At 37.9% G+C, this 24,779-nt stretch carries 24 protein-coding genes and 2 pseudogenes; 15 read left to right on the plus strand and 11 right to left on the minus strand.

The window, feature by feature from the left end; translation table 11 throughout:
* Window positions 1-353: hypothetical protein (locus ACOMCU_RS03855; RefSeq protein ID WP_421049597.1), on the minus strand; the 353-nt coding region annotated here is incomplete at its 3' end.
* Window positions 313-870, minus strand: a complete 558-nt coding sequence (gene def, locus ACOMCU_RS03860) for a peptide deformylase (RefSeq protein ID WP_010860746.1) — start codon at window positions 868-870, stop codon at window positions 313-315. The genes def and ACOMCU_RS03855, both read right to left, overlap by 41 nt.
* A gap of 781 nt (window positions 871-1,651) precedes the next feature.
* Between def and pdhA the strand changes: the two genes are divergently transcribed.
* The 5 genes from pdhA to ACOMCU_RS03885 all read left to right on the plus strand — a co-directional run bounded on the left by pdhA (window position 1,652) and on the right by ACOMCU_RS03885 (window position 7,457).
* A complete protein-coding gene (gene pdhA, locus ACOMCU_RS03865) occupies window positions 1,652-2,767 on the plus strand; it encodes a pyruvate dehydrogenase (acetyl-transferring) E1 component subunit alpha (RefSeq protein ID WP_010858260.1) in 1,116 nt (371 codons plus the stop codon).
* A gap of 3 nt (window positions 2,768-2,770) precedes the next feature.
* Window positions 2,771-3,748, plus strand: a complete 978-nt coding sequence (locus ACOMCU_RS03870) for an alpha-ketoacid dehydrogenase subunit beta (RefSeq protein ID WP_010858261.1) — start codon at window positions 2,771-2,773, stop codon at window positions 3,746-3,748.
* Between the two features lie 47 nt (window positions 3,749-3,795).
* Window positions 3,796-5,130 carry a dihydrolipoamide acetyltransferase family protein gene (locus tag ACOMCU_RS03875; protein ID WP_421049495.1) on the plus strand — a complete coding sequence of 445 codons (1,335 nt, stop codon included), beginning with the start codon at window positions 3,796-3,798 and terminating at the stop codon, window positions 5,128-5,130.
* Between the two features lie 5 nt (window positions 5,131-5,135).
* Window positions 5,136-6,551 carry a dihydrolipoyl dehydrogenase gene (lpdA, locus tag ACOMCU_RS03880; RefSeq protein WP_010858263.1) on the plus strand — a complete coding sequence of 472 codons (1,416 nt, stop codon included), beginning with the start codon at window positions 5,136-5,138 and terminating at the stop codon, window positions 6,549-6,551.
* Window positions 6,552-6,674: 123 nt separating this feature from the next.
* Window positions 6,675-7,457, plus strand: a complete 783-nt coding sequence (locus tag ACOMCU_RS03885; RefSeq protein ID WP_010858264.1) for an SDR family NAD(P)-dependent oxidoreductase — start codon at window positions 6,675-6,677, stop codon at window positions 7,455-7,457.
* A gap of 41 nt (window positions 7,458-7,498) precedes the next feature.
* Here the strand turns inward: ACOMCU_RS03885 and ACOMCU_RS03890 are convergent, their stop codons facing one another.
* The 5 genes from ACOMCU_RS03890 to ACOMCU_RS03910 form a co-directional block, all read right to left on the minus strand.
* Window positions 7,499-9,025 (minus strand): tripartite tricarboxylate transporter permease, encoded by a 1,527-nt coding sequence (locus ACOMCU_RS03890; RefSeq protein ID WP_010858265.1) that lies wholly within the window; start codon window positions 9,023-9,025, stop codon window positions 7,499-7,501.
* Between the two features lie 17 nt (window positions 9,026-9,042).
* Window positions 9,043-9,519 (minus strand): tripartite tricarboxylate transporter TctB family protein, encoded by a 477-nt coding sequence (locus ACOMCU_RS03895; RefSeq protein WP_421049496.1) that lies wholly within the window; start codon window positions 9,517-9,519, stop codon window positions 9,043-9,045.
* Window positions 9,520-9,572: 53 nt separating this feature from the next.
* On the minus strand, window positions 9,573-10,601 hold the full coding sequence (locus ACOMCU_RS03900; protein WP_421049497.1) for a tripartite tricarboxylate transporter substrate binding protein: 1,029 nt from the start codon (window positions 10,599-10,601) through the stop codon (window positions 9,573-9,575).
* Between the two features lie 100 nt (window positions 10,602-10,701).
* On the minus strand, window positions 10,702-11,415 hold the full coding sequence (locus ACOMCU_RS03905) for a response regulator (RefSeq protein ID WP_421049498.1): 714 nt from the start codon (window positions 11,413-11,415) through the stop codon (window positions 10,702-10,704).
* Window positions 11,402-13,015, minus strand: a complete 1,614-nt coding sequence (locus tag ACOMCU_RS03910; RefSeq protein ID WP_421049591.1) for an ATP-binding protein — start codon at window positions 13,013-13,015, stop codon at window positions 11,402-11,404. Before ACOMCU_RS03910 ends, ACOMCU_RS03905 begins: the two co-directional genes overlap by 14 nt.
* A 318-nt stretch (window positions 13,016-13,333) precedes the next feature.
* On the opposite strand from ACOMCU_RS03910, the gene ACOMCU_RS03915 reads away from it, so the two are divergent.
* Complete coding sequence (locus ACOMCU_RS03915; RefSeq protein ID WP_010858270.1) at window positions 13,334-13,771, plus strand: CidA/LrgA family protein; 438 nt, start codon at window positions 13,334-13,336, stop codon at window positions 13,769-13,771.
* Window positions 13,764-14,441: an LrgB family protein gene (locus ACOMCU_RS03920; RefSeq protein WP_421049499.1), complete on the plus strand. Its 678-nt coding sequence runs from the start codon at window positions 13,764-13,766 to the stop codon at window positions 14,439-14,441. The genes ACOMCU_RS03915 and ACOMCU_RS03920 overlap by 8 nt, the downstream gene beginning before the upstream one ends.
* A 40-nt stretch (window positions 14,442-14,481) precedes the next feature.
* Here ACOMCU_RS03920 and ACOMCU_RS03925 read toward each other — a convergent pair whose 3' ends face one another.
* On the minus strand, window positions 14,482-15,078 hold the full coding sequence (locus ACOMCU_RS03925; protein WP_421049500.1) for a class I SAM-dependent methyltransferase: 597 nt from the start codon (window positions 15,076-15,078) through the stop codon (window positions 14,482-14,484).
* 247 nt (window positions 15,079-15,325) lie between these two features.
* Between ACOMCU_RS03925 and ACOMCU_RS03930 the strand changes: the two are divergent.
* Window positions 15,326-15,505: pseudogene (locus ACOMCU_RS03930) on the plus strand (helix-turn-helix transcriptional regulator); the annotation flags it as partial.
* 184 nt (window positions 15,506-15,689) lie between these two features.
* On the opposite strand, the gene ACOMCU_RS03935 reads toward ACOMCU_RS03930, so the two are convergent.
* Window positions 15,690-17,159, minus strand: a complete 1,470-nt coding sequence (locus ACOMCU_RS03935) for an aminotransferase class I/II-fold pyridoxal phosphate-dependent enzyme (protein WP_010858273.1) — start codon at window positions 17,157-17,159, stop codon at window positions 15,690-15,692.
* A gap of 145 nt (window positions 17,160-17,304) precedes the next feature.
* On the opposite strand from ACOMCU_RS03935, the gene ACOMCU_RS03940 reads away from it, so the two are divergent.
* Window positions 17,305-18,264 carry an NAD(P)H-dependent flavin oxidoreductase gene (locus ACOMCU_RS03940; RefSeq protein ID WP_421049501.1) on the plus strand — a complete coding sequence of 320 codons (960 nt, stop codon included), beginning with the start codon at window positions 17,305-17,307 and terminating at the stop codon, window positions 18,262-18,264.
* A gap of 21 nt (window positions 18,265-18,285) precedes the next feature.
* Entirely contained in the window at window positions 18,286-18,573 is a 288-nt protein-coding gene (locus tag ACOMCU_RS03945) for a UPF0223 family protein (protein WP_219364907.1), read from the plus strand.
* A gap of 516 nt (window positions 18,574-19,089) precedes the next feature.
* On the opposite strand, the gene ACOMCU_RS03950 is transcribed toward ACOMCU_RS03945, so the two are convergent.
* On the minus strand, window positions 19,090-19,716 hold the full coding sequence (locus ACOMCU_RS03950; RefSeq protein WP_421049502.1) for a YktB family protein: 627 nt from the start codon (window positions 19,714-19,716) through the stop codon (window positions 19,090-19,092).
* Window positions 19,717-19,840: 124 nt separating this feature from the next.
* On the opposite strand from ACOMCU_RS03950, the gene ACOMCU_RS03955 reads away from it, so the two are divergent.
* From ACOMCU_RS03955 to ACOMCU_RS03965, 3 genes and pseudogenes are all read left to right on the plus strand, one after another.
* Window positions 19,841-20,038, plus strand: coding sequence for a hypothetical protein (locus ACOMCU_RS03955; RefSeq protein WP_010858277.1), 198 nt, complete (start codon window positions 19,841-19,843; stop codon window positions 20,036-20,038).
* Window positions 20,039-20,458: 420 nt separating this feature from the next.
* A complete protein-coding gene (locus tag ACOMCU_RS03960) occupies window positions 20,459-21,253 on the plus strand; it encodes an inositol monophosphatase family protein (RefSeq protein WP_421049503.1) in 795 nt (264 codons plus the stop codon).
* A gap of 329 nt (window positions 21,254-21,582) precedes the next feature.
* Window positions 21,583-21,833: pseudogene (locus tag ACOMCU_RS03965) on the plus strand (transposase); the annotation flags it as partial.
* 160 nt (window positions 21,834-21,993) lie between these two features.
* On the opposite strand, the gene ACOMCU_RS03970 reads toward ACOMCU_RS03965, so the two are convergent.
* On the minus strand, window positions 21,994-22,179 hold the full coding sequence (locus tag ACOMCU_RS03970) for a DUF5325 family protein (protein ID WP_010858280.1): 186 nt from the start codon (window positions 22,177-22,179) through the stop codon (window positions 21,994-21,996).
* Between the two features lie 143 nt (window positions 22,180-22,322).
* Here ACOMCU_RS03970 and typA point away from each other — a divergent pair, with 143 nt between their 5' ends.
* Window positions 22,323-24,167: a translational GTPase TypA gene (gene typA, locus ACOMCU_RS03975; RefSeq protein WP_421049504.1), complete on the plus strand. Its 1,845-nt coding sequence runs from the start codon at window positions 22,323-22,325 to the stop codon at window positions 24,165-24,167.
* Between the two features lie 30 nt (window positions 24,168-24,197).
* A complete protein-coding gene (locus tag ACOMCU_RS03980; RefSeq protein WP_010858282.1) occupies window positions 24,198-24,596 on the plus strand; it encodes a YlaH-like family protein in 399 nt (132 codons plus the stop codon).
* Window positions 24,597-24,779: the final 183 nt, after the last annotated feature.

The raw sequence follows: 24,779 nt of genomic DNA on the forward strand, positions 1-24,779 counted from the left end.
GCGTAGTGTCTATCTATGAAGGCTTTTTTTATTGTTGGCAATACTTCTTGTAATTTGGGGTATATAAATATTAGACGGATAGAAACTGTAAAGTGACGGATAAAATCTAAAAAGTGATGGATAAAAACTGCAAAGTGACGGATAAAATCTAAAAAGTGATGGATAGAAACTGTAAAGTGACGGATAAAATCTAAAAAGTGACGGATAGAAACTGTAAAGTGACGGATAAAATCTAAAAAGTGATGGATAAAAACTGCAAAGCGCCAGATAAAAATTAAAAAACAGCCTACAACAGTAGACTGCTTGGCGCGTTTAGTCGCGCTCGTAAGGTACGGAATTTGGAATATCAGCAAATGGATTTTTTTCGTTAATACGATCGTAAAACATGACGCCATTTAAATGATCTAATTCATGCTGGAATGCAATAGCAGCCAGACCTTTAAGGCGTAATTTTTTTTCGTCGCCGTCAATTGTTTTGAATTTCACCGTAATACGTGCATGACGTGGCACATAACCAGGTACATTACGATCAACCGATAGGCATCCTTCACCAGCAGCCATGTAAGTATTTTCTACGGAGTGGCTAACAATTTTCGGGTTAATCGCAGTGAAGCTCAGTTGTTCGCCATTATCATCTTTCACGTGAAGGGCAAACATGCGATGTAAGCTATTTACTTGATTGGCAGCAAGTCCAATGCCACCACGTAAATTATATTTTTCCGCAATTTCAGGATCTTGGCTGTTTTTTAAATATTGAAGCATGTCTTCAGCAAGTTTTTTTGTTTCTTCAGATAAAGGGAATTTAACTTCCTCAGCTTTTGCGCGTAAAGTGGGATGGCCTTCGCGAATAATATCATCCATTAAAATCATGTGTGAATCTTCCTTTCAATCACTTTGTATAGCTCTATATACAAGTATACATCACGTTTCAGTACATTCACATGAAAAAAGCAAGCATTTGAATCAATTTCATCATTCACTTTCATATTAATAAAGGCGAATATTATGAAAGAAAATAAAGTAATTGTTCCTATCACATAATTATATTTCGCTACAGGCGGACGCTTTCTGCGAGCAAGCACCGAGCCACTTCGGGGCAACAAATGTTTTATGTGCGAAAGCGAAGCGTCAGCAACAGGTGTTTTTATGTGCGAAAGCGAAGCGTCAGCAACAGGATGTTGGTCACGAAGGCGTTGTCACAGGACGTGACGCTTTTAGCCTTCGTTCCCATAAAAGCTCAGTCCAGTATCTCGGTTCGCTTGCTTTTCCCGCTAGAGTCGCCGCCTTACACTCCTAAATATACGTGTTTCTTTATAGAATAACTATTTATGAAATTCATTCATCTAATTAAACTTAAAATTATTTTTGTTGCTATTAGATTGTCATGAACTAGGGTATTCTACTAGTGATAATTATCTAGGGAAACGTTATATTAGTGCGCTTATAAAAAGTTGTTGTAATACAGCGATTGATTGCGAATGATACAGTATAGGACAGAGCGGACAACTCTTTATTTTAAGGGAAATCTTCGTTTATAGCTGGAATATATGATTGACCGACGATATTTTATTCAGTATACTGAGTCCTAAGGATAAGTTGTACTAGTTAAAAAGTGATTTATTTTAATACAGTTGAAAGGGAGATGTGACAAATGGGTAACAAAAACAATAATATTTTTGATCCAAAACAAACGCTAACTGAAATCGAAGACAAGTTTGAAATGTTCCAAATTCTGAATGAAGAAGGCGAAATTGTTAATGAAGAGGCGGATCCAAAATTAGCAGACGAGGAGCTAGTAGAGTTAATGACGCGTATGGTATATACACGTATTTTAGACCAACGCTCTATCTCACTTAACCGTCAAGGGCGATTAGGCTTCTACGCACCGACTGCTGGTCAAGAAGCGTCACAACTTGCTTCTCATTTTGCCTTAGAAAAAGAAGACTGGATTTTACCAGGTTACCGTGATGTACCACAAATTGTTTGGCATGGTTTACCTTTAGAAAAAGCATTTTTATTCTCACGTGGACACTTTGCAGGGAATCAGGTTCCTGAAGGTGTAAACGTTTTAGCACCACAAATCATTATTGGTGCACAATATATTCAAGCTGCTGGGGTAGCGCTTGGTCTTAAAAAACGCGGTAAAAAAGCCGTTGCTGTAACATATACAGGTGATGGTGGATCATCACAAGGTGATTTCTATGAAGGCATTAACTTCGCTGGCGCATTTAAATCTCCAGCAATTTTCATTGTACAAAACAACCAATACGCAATTTCTACACCTCGTGAATTACAAACTGCAGCAAAAACGATTGCGCAGAAAGGTGTAGCGGCTGGTGTGCCAAGTATTTTAGTAGATGGCATGGATGCTCTTGCAGTATATGTAGCTACACGTGATGCACGTGAGCGCGCAGTCAATGGTGAAGGCCCAACATTTATTGAAACAATGTGTTACCGCTATGGTCCACATACAATGGCAGGGGATGATCCAACACGTTACCGTACATCAGATACAGATAGCGAATGGGCACAAAAGGACCCGCTTGTACGTTTCCGTAAATATCTAGAAGCTAAAGGTCTGTGGGATGAGAAAAAAGAAGAGGCTGTCATAGAGCGTGCAAAAGAAGAGATTAAAGAAGCTATTAAAAAAGCTGATGCTGCTCCAAAACAAAAAGTAACAGAGTTAATGGAAAACATGTATAAAGGCGAAATGCCATCGAATTTAAAAGAACAGTATGAAATCTACAAAGAGAAGGAGTCGAAATAACCTATGGCACAAATGACGATGATTCAAGCAATTACAGATGCACTTCGCACAGAATTAAAGAACGATGAAAACGTTCTTGTATTCGGAGAAGATGTGGGTGTCAACGGTGGGGTATTCCGCGCAACTGAAGGCCTACAAAAAGAATTCGGTGTTGACCGAGTGTTCGATACACCATTAGCAGAGTCTGGTATTGGTGGCCTAGCGATTGGTCTTTCTCTAGAAGGTTTCCGACCAGTTCCTGAAATTCAATTTTTTGGATTCGTTTATGAAGTAATGGATTCAATTAGTGGTCAATTAGCACGTATGAGCTACCGTAGTGGTGGTGTATACAACGCACCTGTAACAATCCGTTCACCATTTGGTGGTGGCGTACATACGCCAGAAATGCACTCAGATAGCTTAGAGAGCTTAATGACAGCGCAACCAGGATTAACTGTTGTTGTACCATCAACACCATACGATGCAAAAGGCTTACTGATTTCATCTATTCGTAATGATAATCCAGTTATTTTCTTAGAGCATTTAAAATTATATCGTTCGTTCCGTGAAGAGGTACCGGAGGAAGCATACACAATTCCACTAGGAAAAGCGGATGTAAAACGTGAAGGTAAAGATTTAACAATCGTTGCATATGGCCTCATGGTACATGAAAGCTTGAAGGCAGCAGAAGAATTAGAAAAAGAAGGTCACTCTGTCGAAGTTATTGACTTACGTACAATTCAGCCAATTGATATTGAAACAATCATTGCTTCAGTTGAAAAAACAGGTCGTGCAATTGTTGTTCAAGAAGCGCAAAAACAAGCAGGTATTGCTGCGAATGTTGTAGCTGAAATTACAGAGCGTGCAATTTTAAGCTTAGAAGCACCTGTACTTCGTGTAGCAGCACCAGATACTGTGTACCCATTCCCACAAGCTGAAGGTGTTTGGTTACCGAACTATAAAGATGTAATGGAAACAGCGAAAAAAGTTTTAACATTCTAATGTAACCTGCAAATTTGATGAAGAGCAAAGAGAAAGGATGGGTACACATGGCATTTGAATTCAGATTACCAGATATTGGCGAGGGTATTCACGAAGGAGAAATCGTTAAATGGTTCGTTAAAGCTGGGGATACAGTGAAAGAAGACGATATTCTTTGTGAAGTACAAAATGATAAAGCAGTCGTAGAGATTCCATCACCAGTTGAAGGTAAAGTAGAGGAAGTATTAGTAGGAGAAGGTACAGTAGCTGTTGTGGGCGATGTATTAATTCGTTTTGATGCTCCTGGTTACGAAGATTTAAAATTAAAAGGTGACGACCATGCAGAAGCGAAAACTGAGGCTCAAGTACAGGCAACTGCTGAAGCTGGTCAGGATGTAGCGAAAGCACCTGCTAAAGAAGAAACGCCAGTAAAAGAAGCGGCTTCTGTAAAAGAAGAAGCTACTGATAGTACTAAGCGTATTATTGCGATGCCTTCAGTACGAAAATTTGCACGTGATAATGATGTAAATATTCGTGAAGTTGCAGGTACAGGCAAAAATGGCCGTATTCTAAAAGGAGATATCGAGAATTTCTTAAATGGTGGTGGCGTAGCACAGGCTGAAGAAGCACCAATTGCAGCGGAAGAAGTAATTGCTCAACAAGAGCCAACTTCAGCGGCACCAGTGGTTCTTGAAGGTGATTTCCCTGAGACACGTGAAAAAATGTCTGGTATTCGAAAAGCGATTGCAAAAGCAATGGTACACTCGAAACAAACAGCTCCTCATGTTACACTTATGGATGAAGTCGATGTGACGGCACTTGTAGCACATCGTAAAAAATTCAAAGATATCGCTGCTGAAAAAGGTGTGAAATTAACGTACTTACCATACGTTGTAAAAGCGCTTATTTCTACTTTGCGCGAGTTCCCAGAATTTAACCGCTCATTAGATGATGCAACACAAGAAATTATTCAAAAGCATTACTACAATATTGGTATTGCGGCAGATACAGAAAAAGGCTTACTTGTTCCGGTCATTAAACATGCAGATCGCAAATCGGTATTTGCGTTATCAAATGAAATAAATGAACTAGCAACAAAAGCCCGTGATAGCAAGCTTGCTCCACATGAAATGAAAGGTGCATCAATGTCTATCACGAATATCGGTTCGGCAGGAGGACAATGGTTCACACCAGTTATTAATCATCCTGAAGTTGCAATTTTAGGAATTGGTCGAATTTCAGAGAAACCTGTAATAAAAAATGGTGAAATTGTAGCTGCACCTGTGTTAGCATTATCATTGAGCTTTGATCATCGTATGATCGATGGAGCCACTGCGCAAAATGCTTTAAATCACTTAAAGCGTTTGTTAAGTGAGCCAGAATTATTATTAATGGAGGCGTAACAAAAATGGTAGTAGGAGATTTCCCAATCGAAACAGATACTCTTGTCATTGGTTCAGGTCCTGGAGGATATGTAGCAGCAATTCGTGCAGCACAAACTGGCCAAAAAGTAACAATCGTTGAAAAGGATGTAATTGGTGGTGTGTGCTTAAACGTAGGTTGTATCCCATCAAAAGCATTAATTTCAGTAGGTCACCGTTTTGAACAAGCTAAGCATTCAGATGACATGGGTATCGTCGCTTCTGACGTGAAATTAGACTTCTCAAAAGCACAAGCATTTAAAGACAGCGTTGTTAAAAAATTAACTGGCGGTGTTGAAGGCTTACTTAAAGGCAATAAAGTTGAAATTGTACAAGGTGAAGCTTATTTTGTAGACGCTCATTCAGTGCGTATCATCAATGGTGAATCTGCTCAAACTTACACATTTAACAATGTGATTTTAGCAACAGGTTCTCGTCCAGTTGAAATTCCAACATTTAAATTTACTGATCGTGTACTAAACTCTTCAGGCGCACTTTCTTTACAAGAAGTACCTGGTAAATTAGTCGTTATCGGTGGAGGATATATTGGTACAGAGCTAGGCTCAGCTTATGCTAACCTTGGTTCACAAGTAACAATTATTGAAGGCGGCAAAGATATTTTAGCTGGCTTCGAAAAACAAATGACACAAATCGTGAAAAAAGGCCTTAAAAAGAAAGGCGTTGAAATGGAAGTAAACGCATCTGCAAAAGGCGTTGAAGAAACAGAAAACGGCGTAGTAGTAACATATGAAGTTGGCGGAGAAGAGAAAAAAGTTGAAGCTGATTACGTATTAGTTACTGTTGGTCGTCGTCCAAATACAGATGAAATGGGTCTTGCTGAAATCGGTATTGAATTCGGTGAACGCGGTCTTATTAATGTCGACAAACAATGTCGTACAAATATTCCGAACATCTATGCAATCGGTGATATCGTAGCGGGTCCTCAGCTTGCGCATAAAGCTTCTTATGAAGGTAAAATTGCTGCTGAAGCAATCGCTGGCGAAAAATCAATCGTGGATTATTTAGCTGTTCCTGCTGTATGCTTCACAGATCCAGAAATGGCGACTGTTGGTTACAATGAAGATCAAGCTAAAGCAGAAGGTATCGAGTATACTGCAGCGAAATTCCCATTCGCAGCAAATGGTCGTGCTCTTGCATTGAACCAAGCAGAAGGTTTCGTGAAGCTAGTAGCTCGTAAAGAAGACGGCTTATTAATTGGTGCTCAAATTGTTGGTGCTGGTGCATCAGATATGATCGCTGAAATGGGCTTAGCTATTGAAGGCGGCATGACTGCTGAAGATATTTCTCTAACTATTCATGCTCACCCAACACTAGGTGAAATCACAATGGAAACTGCTGAAGTTTTACTAGGCAACCCAATCCATATTTTAGCTAAAAAATAAGTTGAAACATTTGAAACGACTATAAAGCATGTTTGCTTTATAGTCGTTTTTTTGTATATTCCTTGTAATTTTGATACAGTTAATATAGAAAGAATATTCTAATAATACAGAGGTGATGATGAGATGGAATTAGGCTTAAAGGGCAAGGTGGCAATTATTACAGGTTCAAGTAAAGGCATCGGATATTATACTGCCATGCAGCTTGTCAAAGAAGGCGCTCAAGTTGTGTTGTGTGCACGTGGTGAAAAACAGCTACAAGTAGCAGCTGGTTGCATTAAAAACGAAACGGGCAAGGACGTTTTATTCGTACCGACTGATATTACGAAAGAAAAAGATTGTAAGAAGCTTATCGAGCGAACAGTAGCGCATTATGGGCGTATTGATATTGTCATTAATAACGCCGGCACAGCATCAGCCAATCCTTTTGAATCGGTTAGTAGTGAAGTATGGCAGGCAGATTTAGATTTAAAAGTGTTTGGAGCTATTAATTGTTCGAAATTTGCTGTGCCTCATATGCGTAAGGTTGGTGGGGGAGCCATTGTTAATGTAACAGCTGTCATGGCAAAAACGCCACCAGCAAGTTCGCTTCCGACTACTGTCAGTCGTGCAGCAGGGCTTGCTCTAACGAAGGCGATGAGCAAAGATTTAGGAAAAGATAATATCCGTGTAAACTCGGTTTGTATTGGGTTAATTCGCAGTGATCAAATTGAAAATCAATGGAAAAAAGAAGCATCGGAGTTATCATGGGGAGAATATTCTCAAAAGGTTGGCCAATCTATTCCTCTAGGGCGTGTTGGTGACACGCAGGAAGCAGCAAATGTTATTACTTTCTTAGTATCAGATGCCGCAAGCTATGTGACGGGAACGTCTGTTAATATCGATGGTGGTTCAGGTCACGCACTATAAATACATAAAGAGTGAAGAGAAATAAGTTTTCTCCACTCTTTTTATTCTTCTTCATTAATAATGACATTTTTACCACGCATTTTCATAAGTAGCGGTATGAGCAACCAAGACACTGCAACAACTAAAAATAGTAATGATAAAGGTTTTGTCATGAAAATTGAAAAATCTCCATTAGAGATAGTTAAAGCTCGACGCATATTATTTTCGATCATAGGTCCCAAGACAAGAGCAAGTACTAGAGGCGCTACAGGGTAGTCGTTTTTAGCAAATAGATAGCCAAGTAGTCCACAAGCAAGTAATAAATATAAATCGAATGTTGTATATTGCACGGCATAAACACCGAAAAACGATATAGCGATAATGATTGGTAATAAATATTTTTTAGGCGTTTCAATTATTTTTGCAAAAATACGTACAAGCGGCATATTTAAAACTAATAACATTAAGTTACCAATAAACATACTTGCAATTAACCCCCAAGCAACCTCAGGATGCTCATCAAATAATAACGGACCTGGCTGAATATTGTACATAATGAGTGCACCCATTAAAATAGCGGTAGTACCAGAACCTGGAATACCTAAAGTTAGAAGTGGAATCATTGCACCACCCGATGCTGCATTGTTAGCTGATTCAGGTCCAGCTACACCAGCAATATGCCCTTTGCCGAATTTCTCTGGTGTCTTACTGAATTTTTTCTCGGTAATATAAGAAAAGAAGGAAGCAAGTGTTGCCCCTGCACCAGGTAAGACACCGATGAAAAACCCTAAAAATGAGCCGCGTGCAATCGGCACTGCACTATCTTTTAAATCTTGTTTTGTTGGTAAAATGCGCGTAATCTTTGCAATTTGACCATCATCACCGTCTTTTTCAAGTATCGTTTTGAATACTTCACCTAGGGCAAATAAACCGACGGCAATTGTCAAAAATTCAATTCCAGAAAACAGCATTGGTTGACCAAAAGTAAAACGTTCGATACCTGATACTGCATCAATTCCGACTGTACCAAGCATTAAACCAAGCACCGTCATGATTAACGCTTTCGTAATCGAACGCCCAGCAAGTCCACTCACTGCGGCAAGACCTAGTAGCATTAATGAAAAATATTCAGCAGGACCGAATTTTAATGCCACACTGGATAATGGTTTGGCTAATAGTACAAGACCAAGTAATGCTATGATGCCTGCACAAAACGATCCAATTGCAGCAATAGCAAGAGCACTACCAGCACGACCTTGTTTCGCCATTTGATAACCATCGAGTGTTGTAACAACAGATGATGATTCACCAGGCGTATTTAACAGAATAGAAGTTGTTGAGCCACCGTACATAGCCCCGTAATATACGCCTGCAAGTAAAATGATAGAACTTGCAGCAGCAGCTTCAGTTGGTAATCCTGATGTAAGTGTTGCAGTAACTGGTATGAGCAAAGCAACCCCACTCATTGGACCAATTCCAGGAAGCACCCCAACTGCAGTGCCGATAATAACGCCGACAAAAGCAAATAATAGATTTTGCCATTGAAAAGCAACTGCGAAGCCGTCAGCTAAAAATTGCACTGTTGACATGTGTTCACTCCTTCACACTAAAAAGTAGGCAAGCTAGGCAAAGAGCCACCTAGAATAACTGAAAATAAATAATAGATGCCAACGGAGAAAGTGGCTGAAATAATAACAGAAACTACTATTTTCCCTCGTTCCATTGTTTGGAAGCCGATTAATAAAAAGATAAAAGTCGTAATCACGTAACCTACTATTTCAAGGAAAAATACATAGGCTATCGCGCTAACAAATAGGATGAAGAACTTTTTTATTTCAATGGGAAGTGGGTTCGAAGGCGATTTTGGACCTTTAGCTAATCTTGCCTTCACAGCTTGTCTCCATGTTTCATAAAAGAGCCGTAAGCTAAGTAACACTAGAATTATTCCCAAGCCTAATGGAAATGTTTTCGGTCCCACTGTAGAACCGTATGCGCTATCTGAAATTTGAGTTGCTTGTACGACAAATAAAATACCAATGATGAAAAATACAATACTCGAGATTTTATCGAAAGTTTGGCTCAACCGTTTTGCACCTCCTATCAAGAAAAGCGACGAAAAGAGTCGCTTTTCTTTCTTCATTTTTGCATACCTAGAGCTGTTAATAGCTCAACAATTGTCTCGTTTTGCTCATCTAAATATTTAGTGAATTCCTCTGCGTTGCGGTACTCACTTTGCCAGCCATTGCGTTCTACTTCAGATTTCCATTCATCTGTTTCAACCATTGCTTGCAATTTTTCAGACCAATATGTTAAAGCATCTTCAGACATATTTTTTGGTCCAAAAATACCGCGCCAAATTGTAAATTCTTCATCAATACCTGCTTCTTTAAAAGTTGGCACCTCAGCTAATTCACCTTCTAATCGCTCTGAAGAACTGACAGCTAGTACGCGAACATCACCTGATTTTACATAGGATGCTATGGTCGAGGCATCTGTTGCAATCACATCGGCATTACCACCTAATAGTGCAGCAACAGCTTCACCACCCCCATCATAAGAAACGTATTTAACTGTTTTTAAATCGATTCCGGATTTAAATGCTGGAATAATACCTACCAGATGATCCATAGATCCTGGTGCAGAACCACCAGCTAGTGTTACATCTTGAGGAGTCGTTTTTAAGGCATTTATCACGTCATCGAGCGTTTGATAAGCCGAATCATTTTTAACCACAATGGCACCATAATCACGCGTTAATTGTGCTAAAGGTGTTGTATCCTTATAACCAAATTTACTGTTTCCTTCAGCTTTTTCATTATTAATCAAAATAGGTGGTGATTTTACCATTAGCATGTAATCATTTTTAGCTTCTTTAGTCGCAAAAGTAGCCATAAATACGGCGCCACCACCACCAGGTTTGTTTTCCACCTGTATTGGTTTTTCAATAAGTTTTGTATCATTCATCGTTTTAGAAATTACTCGCGCTGTTAAATCCCAGCCACCGCCAGCGCCAGAAGGAGCAACAATTGTGATATTATTTTCCGGATAATTGCTTGCTTTCGTTTCTCCCGCTTCCCCAGCGCTAGAAGAATCTGTTGAAGTGCAGCCTGCCAAGCCAGCTAATAAAAGTGTTGCTGCCGCAAATTTCGTCAATGTTTTCCACATAAGATATCCCCCTTGTAAAGAAAAATGGTAGCGCTGCAATTGCAAGCGCTACCATAAATTTACCGTAAATTTATCCAATGACAATATTATGATAATAATGTTAATTTGTTTCATTCTGTTCATAATGTTTATGAGTAATGAAGTATCTACGCTCAGGTCGTCCAACAGTACCATAAATAAGCTCAGTATGTGCTTGTTTTTGTGTAACGAGAAACTCTAAATAACGCCGAGCTGTAGAACGGCTGACCCCGATATTTTTTCCTAATCCCTCAGCAGTAGTACCATCCTCAATGGTAGTTAAATGATTGATGACATGATTCATTGTTGTTGGATCGATCCCTTTTGGTAATAATGATAATTCTATTTTTTCATTGGATGGTGCTTTTGGCCAGAGCTGTTGAATTTTTTCCTGCGTGAATTTTTCATCATTTTGTAGAATAAAGTGTTTCATGCGGTATTTTTCGACACTTTCTTTTAATTGCTCGAAAGTAAAAGGTTTTAAAATATAGTCCGTGACATTTTTTCGATAAGCTTCTTGCACAATATGTGCTTCTGTTGCCGCTGTAATCAAAATAATGTTGGTAAATGGCCGAATTGCTTGAATTTTATCAATCAAATCAATGCCAAGAATATCAGGTAAGTAAACATCCAATAAAATAAGTTGCGGTGAAAAAGACATGAGCCAGTCTAGTGCCTCTTCACCGGTATGTGCACAGGCAATTACATGAAATCCTTCAATTTTTTCTAAAAAACGACGATGCACGTCAGCAACACGTACATCATCCTCAATAATCAATACTTCAATATTTTGCATCTCCTACATTTCCCCCTTTGCTAATAGATGCAATGAATAATGCACCACTTAAATCTCCTTCTTCAAGAGCCAGTGTGCCGTTTAATTCATGAACACTTGAAATAACTTTACGTAAACCATATCCTCTAAATTTCGTATCTTTTGTGGAAATATTTTCTGAAAAGAGTACTTCTAGCTTTTCTTGTGCTAAGCCGTTACCTGAATCTTCAACCTCTATTATTATTTCTTGACCATTGTCAAAAACAAAAAGTCTAACAATTGGTGGGCGATCCTTATTTTTCTCAACTTCTTCAAAAGCATTTGTCAACAAATTACCCATTATGGAGATAATGAGACTTTTTTCGATGTTATCCGGCAACGTTTCTAAATAACTGTCTTCATCGAAAATAAGTTTGACTTTTAATTCGCGTGCCCGATTAAAGAACCCTATGATAAGTCCATTTAAAAATGGGTCTTTGACACGATTAGTGATGAACTGAGTTAATGAAGAATGCCCTTGTACTTCTTTATGAATAATAGATAATGCTTCATCTGAGGCATTCAATTGAATTAGCCCTGAAATCGTATAAAGAATATTGTTGAATTCATGCGTTTGTGCACGTAATGCTTCGGTATATTGCTTAACTTGAGATAATTCAATCGCTAGCTGGTCAATTTCTGACTGCAATCGAAAACTAGCAACAGCACCAACAATTTTCCCGTTCATCTTTATGGGCACGCGGTTCACAATTATTTCATTACCATTAATAATCATTGGTTTATCGTGTTGTTTTTTACCATAAGTAAGAACTTCAAGTAGGTGAGTATTAGGAACATGATATTCAATATTTTCTCCGATTACAGAATCTTTGTCGGATAAATGTAAGATTTTAGCTGCAGCATTGTTTAGCGTTGTAATTTCACCTTTGTGATTAACAGTAATAATTGCTTCTCGTACAGATTCAATCAGTGCATTTTTTTCTGTGAAAAGATTGGCAATTTCATTAGGTTCGAGGTTGAACATTTGTTTTTTGATACTGCGAGATAAAAAAATGGAACCGACAATACCAATGATTAAGGCAAGCATCATAATATAAAAAATGTTGTCGAGATATTGCAAATATAAGTTGTCCAGCTCACTTGTTAAGTAGCCAATTGAAACGACACCGAGAATTGTCCCATCCGTGCCGAACACAGGGGCTTTACCTCGAATTGACTCACCCATAGAGCCATTAGCAATGGAGATATAGGATTCCCCATCTAATAATGCACGTGCATTGTCGTCACCAACCATAGGTTTGCCAATTCGTTCAGTAATGGGATGAGAGTATCGAATGCCATTTTCGTTGCCAATAACTACGTATGCAGCATCTGTTGTATTCATAATATCGGTGCTGATTTTTTGAAGTACCTCCGTTGGATTGTCTGTTTTAAAAGCAGCTAAAACATCCCCACGATTAGCAGTTGTTTCTGCCAAATAGAGGGCCCGTTTTCCCAATTGTGTTTGCAGTGCATCTGAAATTGTTAAATAAAATAGTAAGCCAGCAAAGACTACAATGATTAGAATAAAAAAACTACTATAGTAGGCAAATCGTGTTTGTAATTTTAATGGTTTTATAATAAGCGATCATCCCACTTCCTTCAATATTAAGAAAATTAAAAATAATAAATCTATATTAACAGCTATTATGTTATATAATCTATGGTTGTTCAAAAAAACTATAAAAAAGGATGTGAAGGGATACTTAATTAATAGAGTTGTAGAGCATTTCATTATTTTTGTATAGAGAAATCACTAAAAAGAGACGTATGTTTGTAGATGATAGCTTGTTTAAATATTGTTTCTAATGTAGGTTTTTTTCTATTATTTTTCTAAAATTATAATAGACAGAAAATTTCTGCACATGTAGAATGAACGTGAGGGGGTGAAAAGTAGTAAATGTTGAACGAGAATTTTGTTGCGGTTTTAATGAGGGTTGTTCGAATTATTGTCCAGATTGGGATACTAAATATTTTTTATTACATGGGTGTTGGCATTGTGACTTTATTGCATTTACCTCTTCCAGGGAGTGTAATTGGGTTACTACTATTAGCACTTTCACTCCATTTTAAAATCATTAAAGTTGAATACATTCAAGATGGTGCAGGTTTTTTAATTGGTATATTAACATTATTTTTTATCCCTGCAACAGTAGGGGTGATTGACTATCCTGAACTTTGGTCAAAGACTGGTCTACTAATTATTTTAGCTGTTATTGCTAGTACATTAGTTTCTATTTATATTACTGGGTTACTTAGCCAACTTATTGAGAGAAAAGAGGCGGCAAAAAAAGAAGCAATTGTAGAAGAAGGAGAGGGGGAATTAACCGTTGACTGAAATAATTGTCGTAGCGGGCACAATTACTTTATTCTATTTATTGACAAAACTTTATCAACGTTTCCCGTATCCTTTAATGATTCCATTAGTAACTACAACATTACTTAGTATAGTCATTTTACTTGTTTTTGAAATTCCATATCCTACTTATATGGAGGGTGGAGAGTGGCTTCAAAAAATGTTAGGACCTGCTGTTGTAGCCCTTGCTTACCCGCTATACAATCAGCGTGCCATTATCATGAAGTACAAAATTTCGATTTTGTCGGGAATTGTCATTGCAATGGTAACAGGTTTAGTAACAGTTTTTGTGTTGTTAAAATGGATTGGGGTTAGTGAAAATTGGTTGTTAACGGCCTTACCTAAATCATTGACAACACCTGTTGGCATGCAAGTTAGTGAGACGATAGGGGGTATTCCTCCACTAACAGCTGTGTTTGTAATGATAGCAGGGTTTGTAGGAGCCATTATCGGACCATTTGTTATTAAATATGGCAAAATTGAATCAGCTGTCAGTCGAGGTGTTTCGGTAGGAAGTGCCTCACACGGCGTAGGACTTGTCAAATTGAAAGATTATGGAGAGCAGGAATTATCGGTCGGATCCTTGTCGATGGGCTTAACGGCGATCATAGGGGCATTTCTGTGCCCGTTCTTTGTCTATTTATTTATATAAAAAGGCTATATACAGAAGAAAATCTGTATATAGCCTTTTTTTAACTTTTTTCAATAATAAATTGAATGGTATGCGCAAGCCCTGTATGCAAAATACCTTCATTTCTTACTTGTTCACCTGTGAAAAAGTGTAAAATTTTATGTGATTGACACCAAGTAAGTACATCAATTGGATCATACAAAAATTCAAGCTGTTGTGGGCCACCTGATGCGTAGGGTAGTTGGTGTATGGAATATAATTCCATCATTATTAGTCCGCCAGGTTTCACAGAATCTATGATGCGTTTAATAACTTCATGCTGATGTTCTACCCGAAAATGACCAAAGACCATGATGGCTGCATCGAAGAATTCCACTGGTAATTCATCTTGTAGTAAGTCAGTAAGCTTAGTTTCCACGATAACGTCATGTCTCTTCGCAAGTTGTTCAGTTTTCTGTAAACCACTTTGTGCATAATCAAAAGCAGTAACAGTATGTCCTTCGTTCGCTAAAAAGACGGCATTACGTCCTTCCCCCTCTGCATAAGCAGCTACGTTTGGATAGTTTTTCAGGTAATCTACATAATTTTTTATGAAGTTATTTGGTTGTTCACCGTATACATATTCTAATGTTTGAAATCGTTTATCCCAGGCATTCATGCAATCACTCCTTCATCTTTATTGTAGGTAAAGTGTTCAATAGATTCTAATGATTTGCTCAGCACTATATTGAGAAAAATTGCAGTATGTTATTTTTTGTACGCTACTCAAATTTTAGGGGCAAGCAATAACTTCTAGTGAAAAATGCGAAGTAATTTTATGATTTATTTAATATAATAAATATGGCGGGTACGTACAATGAATTTAGAGGATTGTTTAAAACAATTGAGAGAGCAAACATCACTATACACAAGATGATGTCGCAGAATTTTTAAATATATCGAGACAATCAATTTCCGAATGGGAATTAGGTAAAGGTTATCCAGACATCGAGAACCTTATAATACTTAGCGATTTGTATGAAATTTCATTAGATAAGCTTATAGCTAAGAACGGAAAAATATCATACCTAATACAGGGAAAATAAGCCACCAATAATTCCATAAAAAATCCCCAACTGATTTCTGATTAGAGTTATTATGGCTATTCTTTTGATATTTTTCTTCTCCCTTTTATTGAAAAGTAAAATTGCTAGAAGGGAATAGTCTTTTGTATAGTAGTTGAAATTAAAAATAAGCTGTCTCAAATTAGTTGAGACAGCTTATTCGTGTTTAAATGATAGCTCTGCGTTCTTTAATAACGCGAATCGTTTTTAAAGTTGAATCTTCTGGACCTTGAACTGGTAAACCAGCTTCGACATTCATTTGAATGTAACGAATATTTTCCTCAGTTATTATTTCCCCGGGAATAAAAATTGGAATACCAGGAGGATATACCATTATGAATTCAGCACAAATACAATTATCTGCTTCGGCGAGTGGCACAACTTCTGTATCTGCATAAAAAGCATCACGAGGTGACATTGCAAGCGCTGGAATTTCTGGCACATTTACGACTGCTTCAGTAATAGCCGCTTCTGAATCAAAAGCTTTAGACATACGACTTAATGCATTCATCAGGAGGTTAATTTCCTTTTTCGTATCAGCCAGTGTCACAAGACATAAAATATTGTATAAATCGGATAATTCTACTTCAATATTCGCGTTATGACGAAGCCATTCTTCAGCTTGGTGACCTGATATACCTAAATCTTTTACACTAATTAACAGTTTTAATGGGTCCATATCAAATGTTGCAGATGAATGTAATTTTTCTTTCCCTGCACATTTTAAATGTGGAATTTGGTTAATGCGTTTACGAGCATCTTTTGCTAAACGAATTGCATCGCCAATTAGATCATAGCCGTGAATGGCTAGCTGACGACGTGCTGTATCCAGTGATGCAAGTAATGGATAAGATGTCGAAGTTGTTGTTAGCATCGAAAATACAGCTTGTACACGTTTTGCAGAGACAAGACCTTCACGCACATTTAAAATCGATGTTTGAGTCATGGAGCCACCAAGCTTATGTACGCTTGTCGCAGCCATATCAGCACCTGCTTCCATAGCGGAATAAGGTAGTTCATCATGGAATTTAATGTGAACACCATGTGCCTCATCAACAACAACTGGAATATTACGACTATGGACAATTTCAACAATACGTTTTAAATCTGCTGAGAAGCCATAGTATGTTGGGTTAATGACAAGAACAGCCTTTGCATCTGGGTAAGCATTTAATGCTTTTTCTACAGCCTCTGCCGAAATACCGTGAGAAATACCATACTCGCTATCCACCTCAGGATGAATAAAAATTGGAATAGCACCAGCGAAAACAATCGCTGACATTATGGATTTATGAACATTCCGTGGTACTAGAATCTTATCACCTGGACCGACGACGGTCAAAATCATCGTCATAATGGCGCCACTAGTACCTTGAACGGAAAAGAATGTATGATCAGCACCAAAGGCTTCTGCAGCAAGTACTTGTGCTTCTTTGATCGCACCCTTTGGTGAATGTAAATCGTCTAGTGGAGCAATATTAATTAAATCGATTGATAAAACGTTGTCGCCGACGAATTCTCGGAAAGCTGGATCCATTCCGTGCCCTTTCTTATGGCCTGGAATATGGAACTGAATTGGATGTCTGTTCCGATGTTTTAATAATACGTCGAACAATGGAGTCTCTAATTGTGACAACGCAGGTACCACCTCACTTTTATAATATCTAAGAAAACAAATGAATTATAGCACCTAACGACATGAAAAAATAGACTTTAATAAAAAAATAAAGGGATTTTTTGATGATTTCGAGAAGATAGTAGCGTATGAAAGGGGAGATTTGATGAATTGGGATACACGTGTCACAAAACTTTTGAAAGTTAAATACCCAATTATTCAGGGGGGATTAGCTTATTTAGCCTATGCTGATTTAGCAGCGGCAGTGTCGAATGCTGGAGGACTTGGACAAATAACTGCCATGAGTTTGCATGACGCTGACTTATTACGTGCAGAAATTCATAAGGTACGAACATTAACTGATAAGCCATTCGGTGTGAATTTTGCGATTGGTATGCATGGTACTGGCTATGAGGATATGGTACGTGTTGCAGTCGAGGAAAAGGTACCTGTTGTGACCATGACGGGAGGCAATCCTGCACCAATATTTGATTTACTTGCAGGAACAGATATCAAGAAACTAGTACTCGTTGCAGCACGTAGACAAGCTCAAAAGGCTGAAGAGCTTGGCGCTGATGCAGTTATGGTTGTAGGACAAGAAGGCGGTGGTCATCTTGGACGAGATGATATCGGTACGATGGTGCTCGTACCACAAGTTGCGGATAGCGTAAAAATTCCTGTCATTGCCTCTGGTGGTATTGGTGATGGGCGTGGCTGGATGGCTGCACATTCACTTGGTGCTGAGGGAATAGAAATGGGTACACGGTTTATCGCAACAAAAGAATGTATTGATGCATCAGCAGCTTATAAAGAGGCACTACTAGCAAGTTCTGAAGCAGATACAACTGTTATTAAACGCTCCATTGGTGCACCAGCTCGAGCGTTACGTAGTGAATTTACAGAGAAAATTTTAGAAATTGAACGTACAACACCTACTTATGAAGCATTGAAAGATTATATCAGCGGTAAGGCGAATAAACGCTTTATCTATGAAGGTGACAAGGATGCTGGCATTGGTTGGGCAGGGCAAGTTACTGGTATGATTCACGATATTCCAACAGTAGATGCGCTTATAACACGAATGGTTGCAGAAGCGGAAAGTATCCGGGTAAAATGGGGACAGTAATGTAAAGGTGGTAATGTCCAAATGGAATATTCTTATCCGTTTTCAATTGATTGGTCGACTGAAGAAATTGTTGATGTTATTAAATTTTTTGAAGGCATCGAGCAGGCCTACGAAAAGGGCATTAAACGCGAAGTGATGATGGCGAAATATCGTCGCTTTAAAGAGATTGTACCTTCGCAGGCAGAGGAAAAAACAATTTTTCGTGAATTTGAAGATGCTAGTGGCTATGTGAGTTATCCAGTCATAAAGCAAACAAAAGAGACAGCAGATGGTACAATCATAAAGGTTTTACCGAAGCAACGACGTTAAAAAAGTGTGGATGTGAGAAATACTCACGTCCACACTTTTTTCTTGCCACCCATGCAGCTATTCTTCTTATGGAAGTTGGCTTTGGAAGTGACTTATTTGGTATGCATTAACAAGTAATAATCAGTGTTAAATATCAACCTGTTGCATAAAATACATCAATATTGACATGGTGAAAGCTTGCCTCAGATGAACGCATCGCAGTCGCAATTAGAAAATGAAGAACTAATAATGTCACATAAGTTCTCATGTCTTACCATCTGTAATGGTTATGTTCAATCCTCTAATACGCTGATTGATTTGTAGGTTTTTAAGCCATGTAGCTTGCTAAAAGCACCTTTTAACTTTGAGCTTCTAACCACATACAATACCGTATGTAGGAGGGGGTAATTCAACCTCGCTAAGGTTCTACCATCATTCGAGATGATGGTGTTTTTTGTATCCATATATTAATTGTGACATTAAACAAAGAAAAATATAGATAATTGTTTCTGTTTTTTATAGTATGCGTCAAAAAAATTATTTTCCTACAATGATGTTGTAGACCGGCAGTAAGCTATTGAAAGTTTCTTCTGTTAATTTATGGAATTCGCTGAAAGACAATTTAACGGCTTCTTCACGTGGAATATGTCGGCCGACTAAAAACTCGCCTTTTTTAACATCACGTAGTCGAATAAGTAATTCCTCCAGTTTTTCTTCTTTTGCATCTTGCATGGAAAAAGCTAATGGGGACATATGGTCACCAGAAATAATAAAATCGTTCGGAAGCTGTTGTAACAATGATTTTTTTGCTAGCAGTCGTTGTGCCATCACATTTTTTTGCGGTGCTTCATAAATAATGGCTAATACGATGAATAAATGTGAGCTCCAAAGACCAATCTGAAAGTGAGGCAATGCTTTATAACCTCTTTTGTATGGAGCGAAGGCAACCCAACTATCATTTGGCGGATTGACTGTTCGTCGAGCATGTTTAGCAACATGAGGGAAAAATTCTTCTCCGAGCTGGCCAGAAAAGAAAGTGGAAAAATCTTCACCAAGTTCATTGAATTTTGGTCGTACACAAGTATTTAAAGCATCCATCCTTTGTTCTAAACCATTTATTTGAAAAACATTGAAATCTTTATTAGTCCATTTTAGTTTCGGCATTTTTGATAACTCCTGTCGTTTATAAGGTTTATTTTATTAAGAAAATGGGAAAAAATCTTATAACAAGTACTTTAACGAAATCTGATAAGGTTTTGTAACAAAATAAAAAAAGGACGTGATTTTTATGAAACAGATCGTAAAAATTATACGAAAAGTTGATATTGAAAAGCAATATGAACGCATTTTACAATTAGAATTAGATTATGAACTAGCCTCTTTATTCTCTGCAATGAATGAAAAAAATGAGCTAGAAATTGAAAAAAGTAAAAAACGCCTGATTGAAATCCAGATGGAGCTTGAAAGTTTGCACGCCTATGCGTAAAAAAAAAATTATACCCATTTAAAAATCACTTGCTGAATATTCCGACAGCAGGTGATTTTTGTCTTTATAAAGAGTAAAATAGACAATATATCATAATAGAAAATGTATTACGTAAGACTTCTATTTTAGAGAAGTTACTGTTTAGCGCTAATTGATGTCACATGTTTACATTAAACGTTGTCTATTCCCTTGGTTAAAACTTGATGTGCTTACCTACACTTTGGCTGTAAGTCGTACAAGTTGTATCGTAAACGTAAGAGACAATGTAGTTCTGTATGATCGGTATTTGAGACCTATCAATGAAGGCATGGCTCAATTTTTCGCGTGTAAGACAAGACAGTAGCAATGATGATGTAACGATATAACGGTTATGCGGATGAGCGTGAATGCGCTTTTCTTATATTCGAAGGGTGGGTTATTATGAGTTTACAACGAATCGATGAATTTGCGAAAAGTATTATTTTTGAAGCGGGTAAACGCATTAGAAATGCATTTTCGTACAATTTAGTTATCGAAACAAAATCTAATGCAAATGATCTTGTTACAAATATTGACCGTGAAACAGAATTGTTTTTCATAGAAAAAATTAAAGCGTTCGACCCGACCCATAAAATCTTAGGAGAAGAGGGAATGGGTGAAAAAGTCGAATCGTTAGATGGTATTGTTTGGATTATTGATCCAATTGATGGCACTATGAATTTTGTCAAGCAACACCGTCACTTTATGATATCAATAGGGATATTTATTGATGGTATTGGTAAGCTTGGTTACATATTCGATGTTATGCGTGAAGACCTATTCTATGCAGTTGCTGGCGAGGGAGCTTGGTACAATGATTCTCCACTACGTAAATTGCAGTCAGTTACAATTGAAGAGTCCGTGATTGGTATTAATGCAAGTTGGGTTGCGCCAAATCGACATATCCATCATGAAAAAGTTATTGACTTGATAAGAAAAGTTCGTGGTACACGTTCCTATGGCTCGGCAGCAATGGAAATCGCTTTTGTTGTTAGTGGTAAGCTAGATGCCTATGTATCCATGCGTTTGTCTCCTTGGGATATCGGTGCTGGTACAATTATTGCTAACGAAGTTGGGGCCATTGCAACGAATTTACATGGCGAAGGTTTTGATTTCCTACATCAAGATACTTTTATTATAGCTAATCCGTCTATCCACAAAGAGTTATTAGAAAAATATATCGTGCCTTATCGCTAAGAAAGGAGCTGTCCACATAGTGAACAGCTCCTTTCAGACTGTGGAAAACTCAAAAAATCTACAGTCTTTTTTCTTTTAAAATAGAAGTACTATATGAACCCGTTGATTTCCGCTTCGGCGGACGCTTTTCGCGGGCATGGCGTCAGTCAATGGCGTCAGTCTCCTCGTCGCTACGCTCCTGCGGGGCCTTTTGCTCATGCTATTCCCGCAGAAGTTGCCGCCTGTGCTCCCATCAACTCGTGTACGTCTATAAATGATGGAGGCGATGGATAGGATGACGAACAATAGTAATAATGAACGAGATTAATTAGAAATGCTGACATCAGTAAATTATTGAAAGTCTTATTGGGGCGCTTCAAGTGGAAGAAGCCAATCATTTACGTCATCAAAATGACATGAAACAAATCTATGCACGTCGAAAAGAAATGATTGAACAAGTATTTGCGAGAAAAGCATGGTATGCGTTGGACAACCTTACGAGGGATTAAAAAATGTTCATATAGGCGATGCTTACTTTATTAAGAAGCTAGCTTATTGGACATGGCAAAGTCCAATAATGGCAGAGAATAGTTGCTCGTAGCGTACTACTCTCGTTAATAGGGGCTATTTGTAACGAATATTTCTGATAAAATGTCAAAAGGTATTCGGAATAATAACATTCCGAATACCTTTTCCAGATAGCATAACTAACATATTTTAGATAACAAATGTAAGTTTTCATTGGCACATTTGTTTTTACATTAAAGTAAACCTTGTTCACGTAGTTTACGTTTCATTTTAAAGGCTGTCATGAAAATGACACAAGTAGCCACAATGCCTGCTAAAATGCCAAATCCACTACCAGCTGCCACAGAATACCCGATAGCACACATTGCGAGTATAGCCGCTAATGCGTAAATAGCCATTACGAATTTTGCACGATTCATAGCCAAGCCTCCTATTTTATTATAAATTTTTTGAGTCAAAAATATTTTTTTAGAATGATAGAAATTCTAATAAGGACATTCACGTCCTTCTTGTGCTATAATATCACAGTTAAACATATGAAAAAAGAATATGGAGTGGAATAATGACAAACTTACGTCAAGATCTTCGCAATATCGCAATTATCGCCCACGTTGACCATGGTAAAACTACTTTAGTCGACCAATTATTAAAACAATCAGGTACATTCCGTTCAAACGAACGTGTTGAAGAACGTGCAATGGACTCTAATGATATTGAACGCGAACGCGGTATTACGATTTTAGCTAAAAATACAGCAGTAAATTATGAAGGAACTCGTATCAACATCCTTGATACGCCTGGACACGCTGACTTCGGTGGTGAGGTAGAACGCATTTTAAAAATGGTAGACGGCGTTTTACTAGTTGTCGATGCGTATGAAGGTTGTATGCCTCAAACACGTTTCGTACTGAAAAAAGCATTAGAACAACGTTTAACACCAATCGTTGTTGTTAACAAAGTAGACAAAGATTCAGCTCGCCCACTAGAGGTAGTAGATGAAGTGCTTGAATTATTCATCGAGTTAGGTGCAGATGAAGACCAATTAGACTTCCCAGTCGTTTATGCTTCAGGTGTAAATGGTACAGCTTCATTAGACGCTGATCCATCTAAACAAGAAGAAAATATGAAATGTCTATTCGAAAAAGTTATCGAATCTATTCCAGCACCAGTTGATAACTCGGAAGACCCATTACAATTCCAAGTAGCTTTACTTGACTATAATGACTTCGTTGGACGTATCGGTATTGGTCGCGTATTCCGTGGAACAATTTCTGTAGGTCAACAAGTTGCACTGATGAAATTAGACGGTACAGTGAAAAACTTCCGTGTAACGAAAATCTTTGGTTTCTTCGGCTTAAAACGTGAAGAAGTAGAGACAGCAAAAGCTGGTGATTTAATCGCCGTTTCAGGTATGGAAGACATCAACGTAGGTGAAACAGTTTGTCCTGTTGAACATCAAGAAGCGCTTACGCCTTTACGTATTGATGAGCCAACGTTACAAATGACTTTCTTAGTAAACAATTCTCCATTCGCAGGCCGTGAAGGGAAATGGGTTACTTCTCGTAAAGTTGAAGAGCGTTTACGTGCTCAATTGCAAACGGACGTTTCTTTACGTGTTGAAGACACTGATTCTCCAGATGCTTGGACAGTTTCAGGCCGTGGGGAACTTCACTTATCTATCCTAATCGAAAATATGCGTCGTGAAGGCTTCGAATTACAAGTGTCTAAACCACAAGTAATCGTGCGTGAAATCGACGGCGTAAAATGTGAACCATTTGAACGCGTTCAAATCGATGTTCCGGAAGAAAATGTTGGTTCAATTATAGAATCAATTGGTACACGTAAAGGTGAAATGCTTGATATGGTGAACAACGGCAGTGGCCAAGTTCGTTTAACGTTCTTAGTACCAGCTCGTGGATTAATCGGTTATACAACTGAATTCATGTCGATGACAAAAGGTTTTGGTATTATCAACCATACATTCGATTGCTACCAACCGTTATTACCAGGTAAAATCGGTGGCCGTCACCAAGGTGTATTAGTTTCAATGGAAACTGGTAAATCAACAACTTATGGTATGATGCAAATTGAAGACCGTGGTACACTATTCTTAGAGCCAGGTACAGATATTTACGAAGGTATGATTGTTGGTGAAAATACTCGTGATGCTGATATCACTGTAAACATCACAAAAATGAAACAAAAAACAAACATCCGTTCGGCCAACAAAGACCAAACGAATGTTATTAAAAAACCACGTATCTTATCTCTAGAAGAAGCACTTGAATACTTGGGTGATGACGAGTACTTAGAAATCACACCAGAATCTATTCGCCTTCGTAAACAAATTCTAGATAAAAACGAACGTGAGAAAGCAGCGAAAAAATTACGTAACGCAGATCAATAATTTTCCGCTGTCATGAAAGGAAGAGGAGTCTTGGATATAAAGTCCGCTTTATTGGGTGAACTCAATGTTATTCAAGTTGCTGCATCAACAAATGCAGAGGAAACAACAAGGGTTTATGAGAGAATGGCCGGTATAACAAGATTTTTATATGAAAATTTACCGAGCTATGAAATTGCAGGCTATGTTGTATTTCTTCTGGTATTTGTACTTTCCGCAATTGTCTATAAATTAGGCTTTGCAAAGAAGTTAAAGCTATCTCAAAATATTGTCATTTATGCGTTCTTATTTGTAGGATGTATTATGTTGACATTTTTCGCGTTATTCCTACCTATGATTGAAGGTCTCATCGTAGCGGCGTTAATTTTGATTGTGTACAAAACACGTATGTGGCGTGAAAAAAGAGAAGAGCAACAGGCTGCCAATCAATGATGGTAGCTTGGCTCCTATACCGTGAAACTTTAATTTAGTTTTTGTGGAATGAAACAGTCTTAGCATTTATTTGCTAAGGCTGTTTTTTTGTATAGAAGAAAATATTAATAACTAGAGAGAACATCAACTAGACCCTTTTTTGCTAGAGTTGTATATTTCTAACCTAAAATGGTTGGCACCGAA

It is taken from the genome of Lysinibacillus sp. UGB7, assembly GCF_049058285.1.
In the GTDB taxonomy this organism is placed as follows: Bacteria; Bacillota; Bacilli; order Bacillales_A; family Planococcaceae; genus Lysinibacillus; species Lysinibacillus sphaericus_B.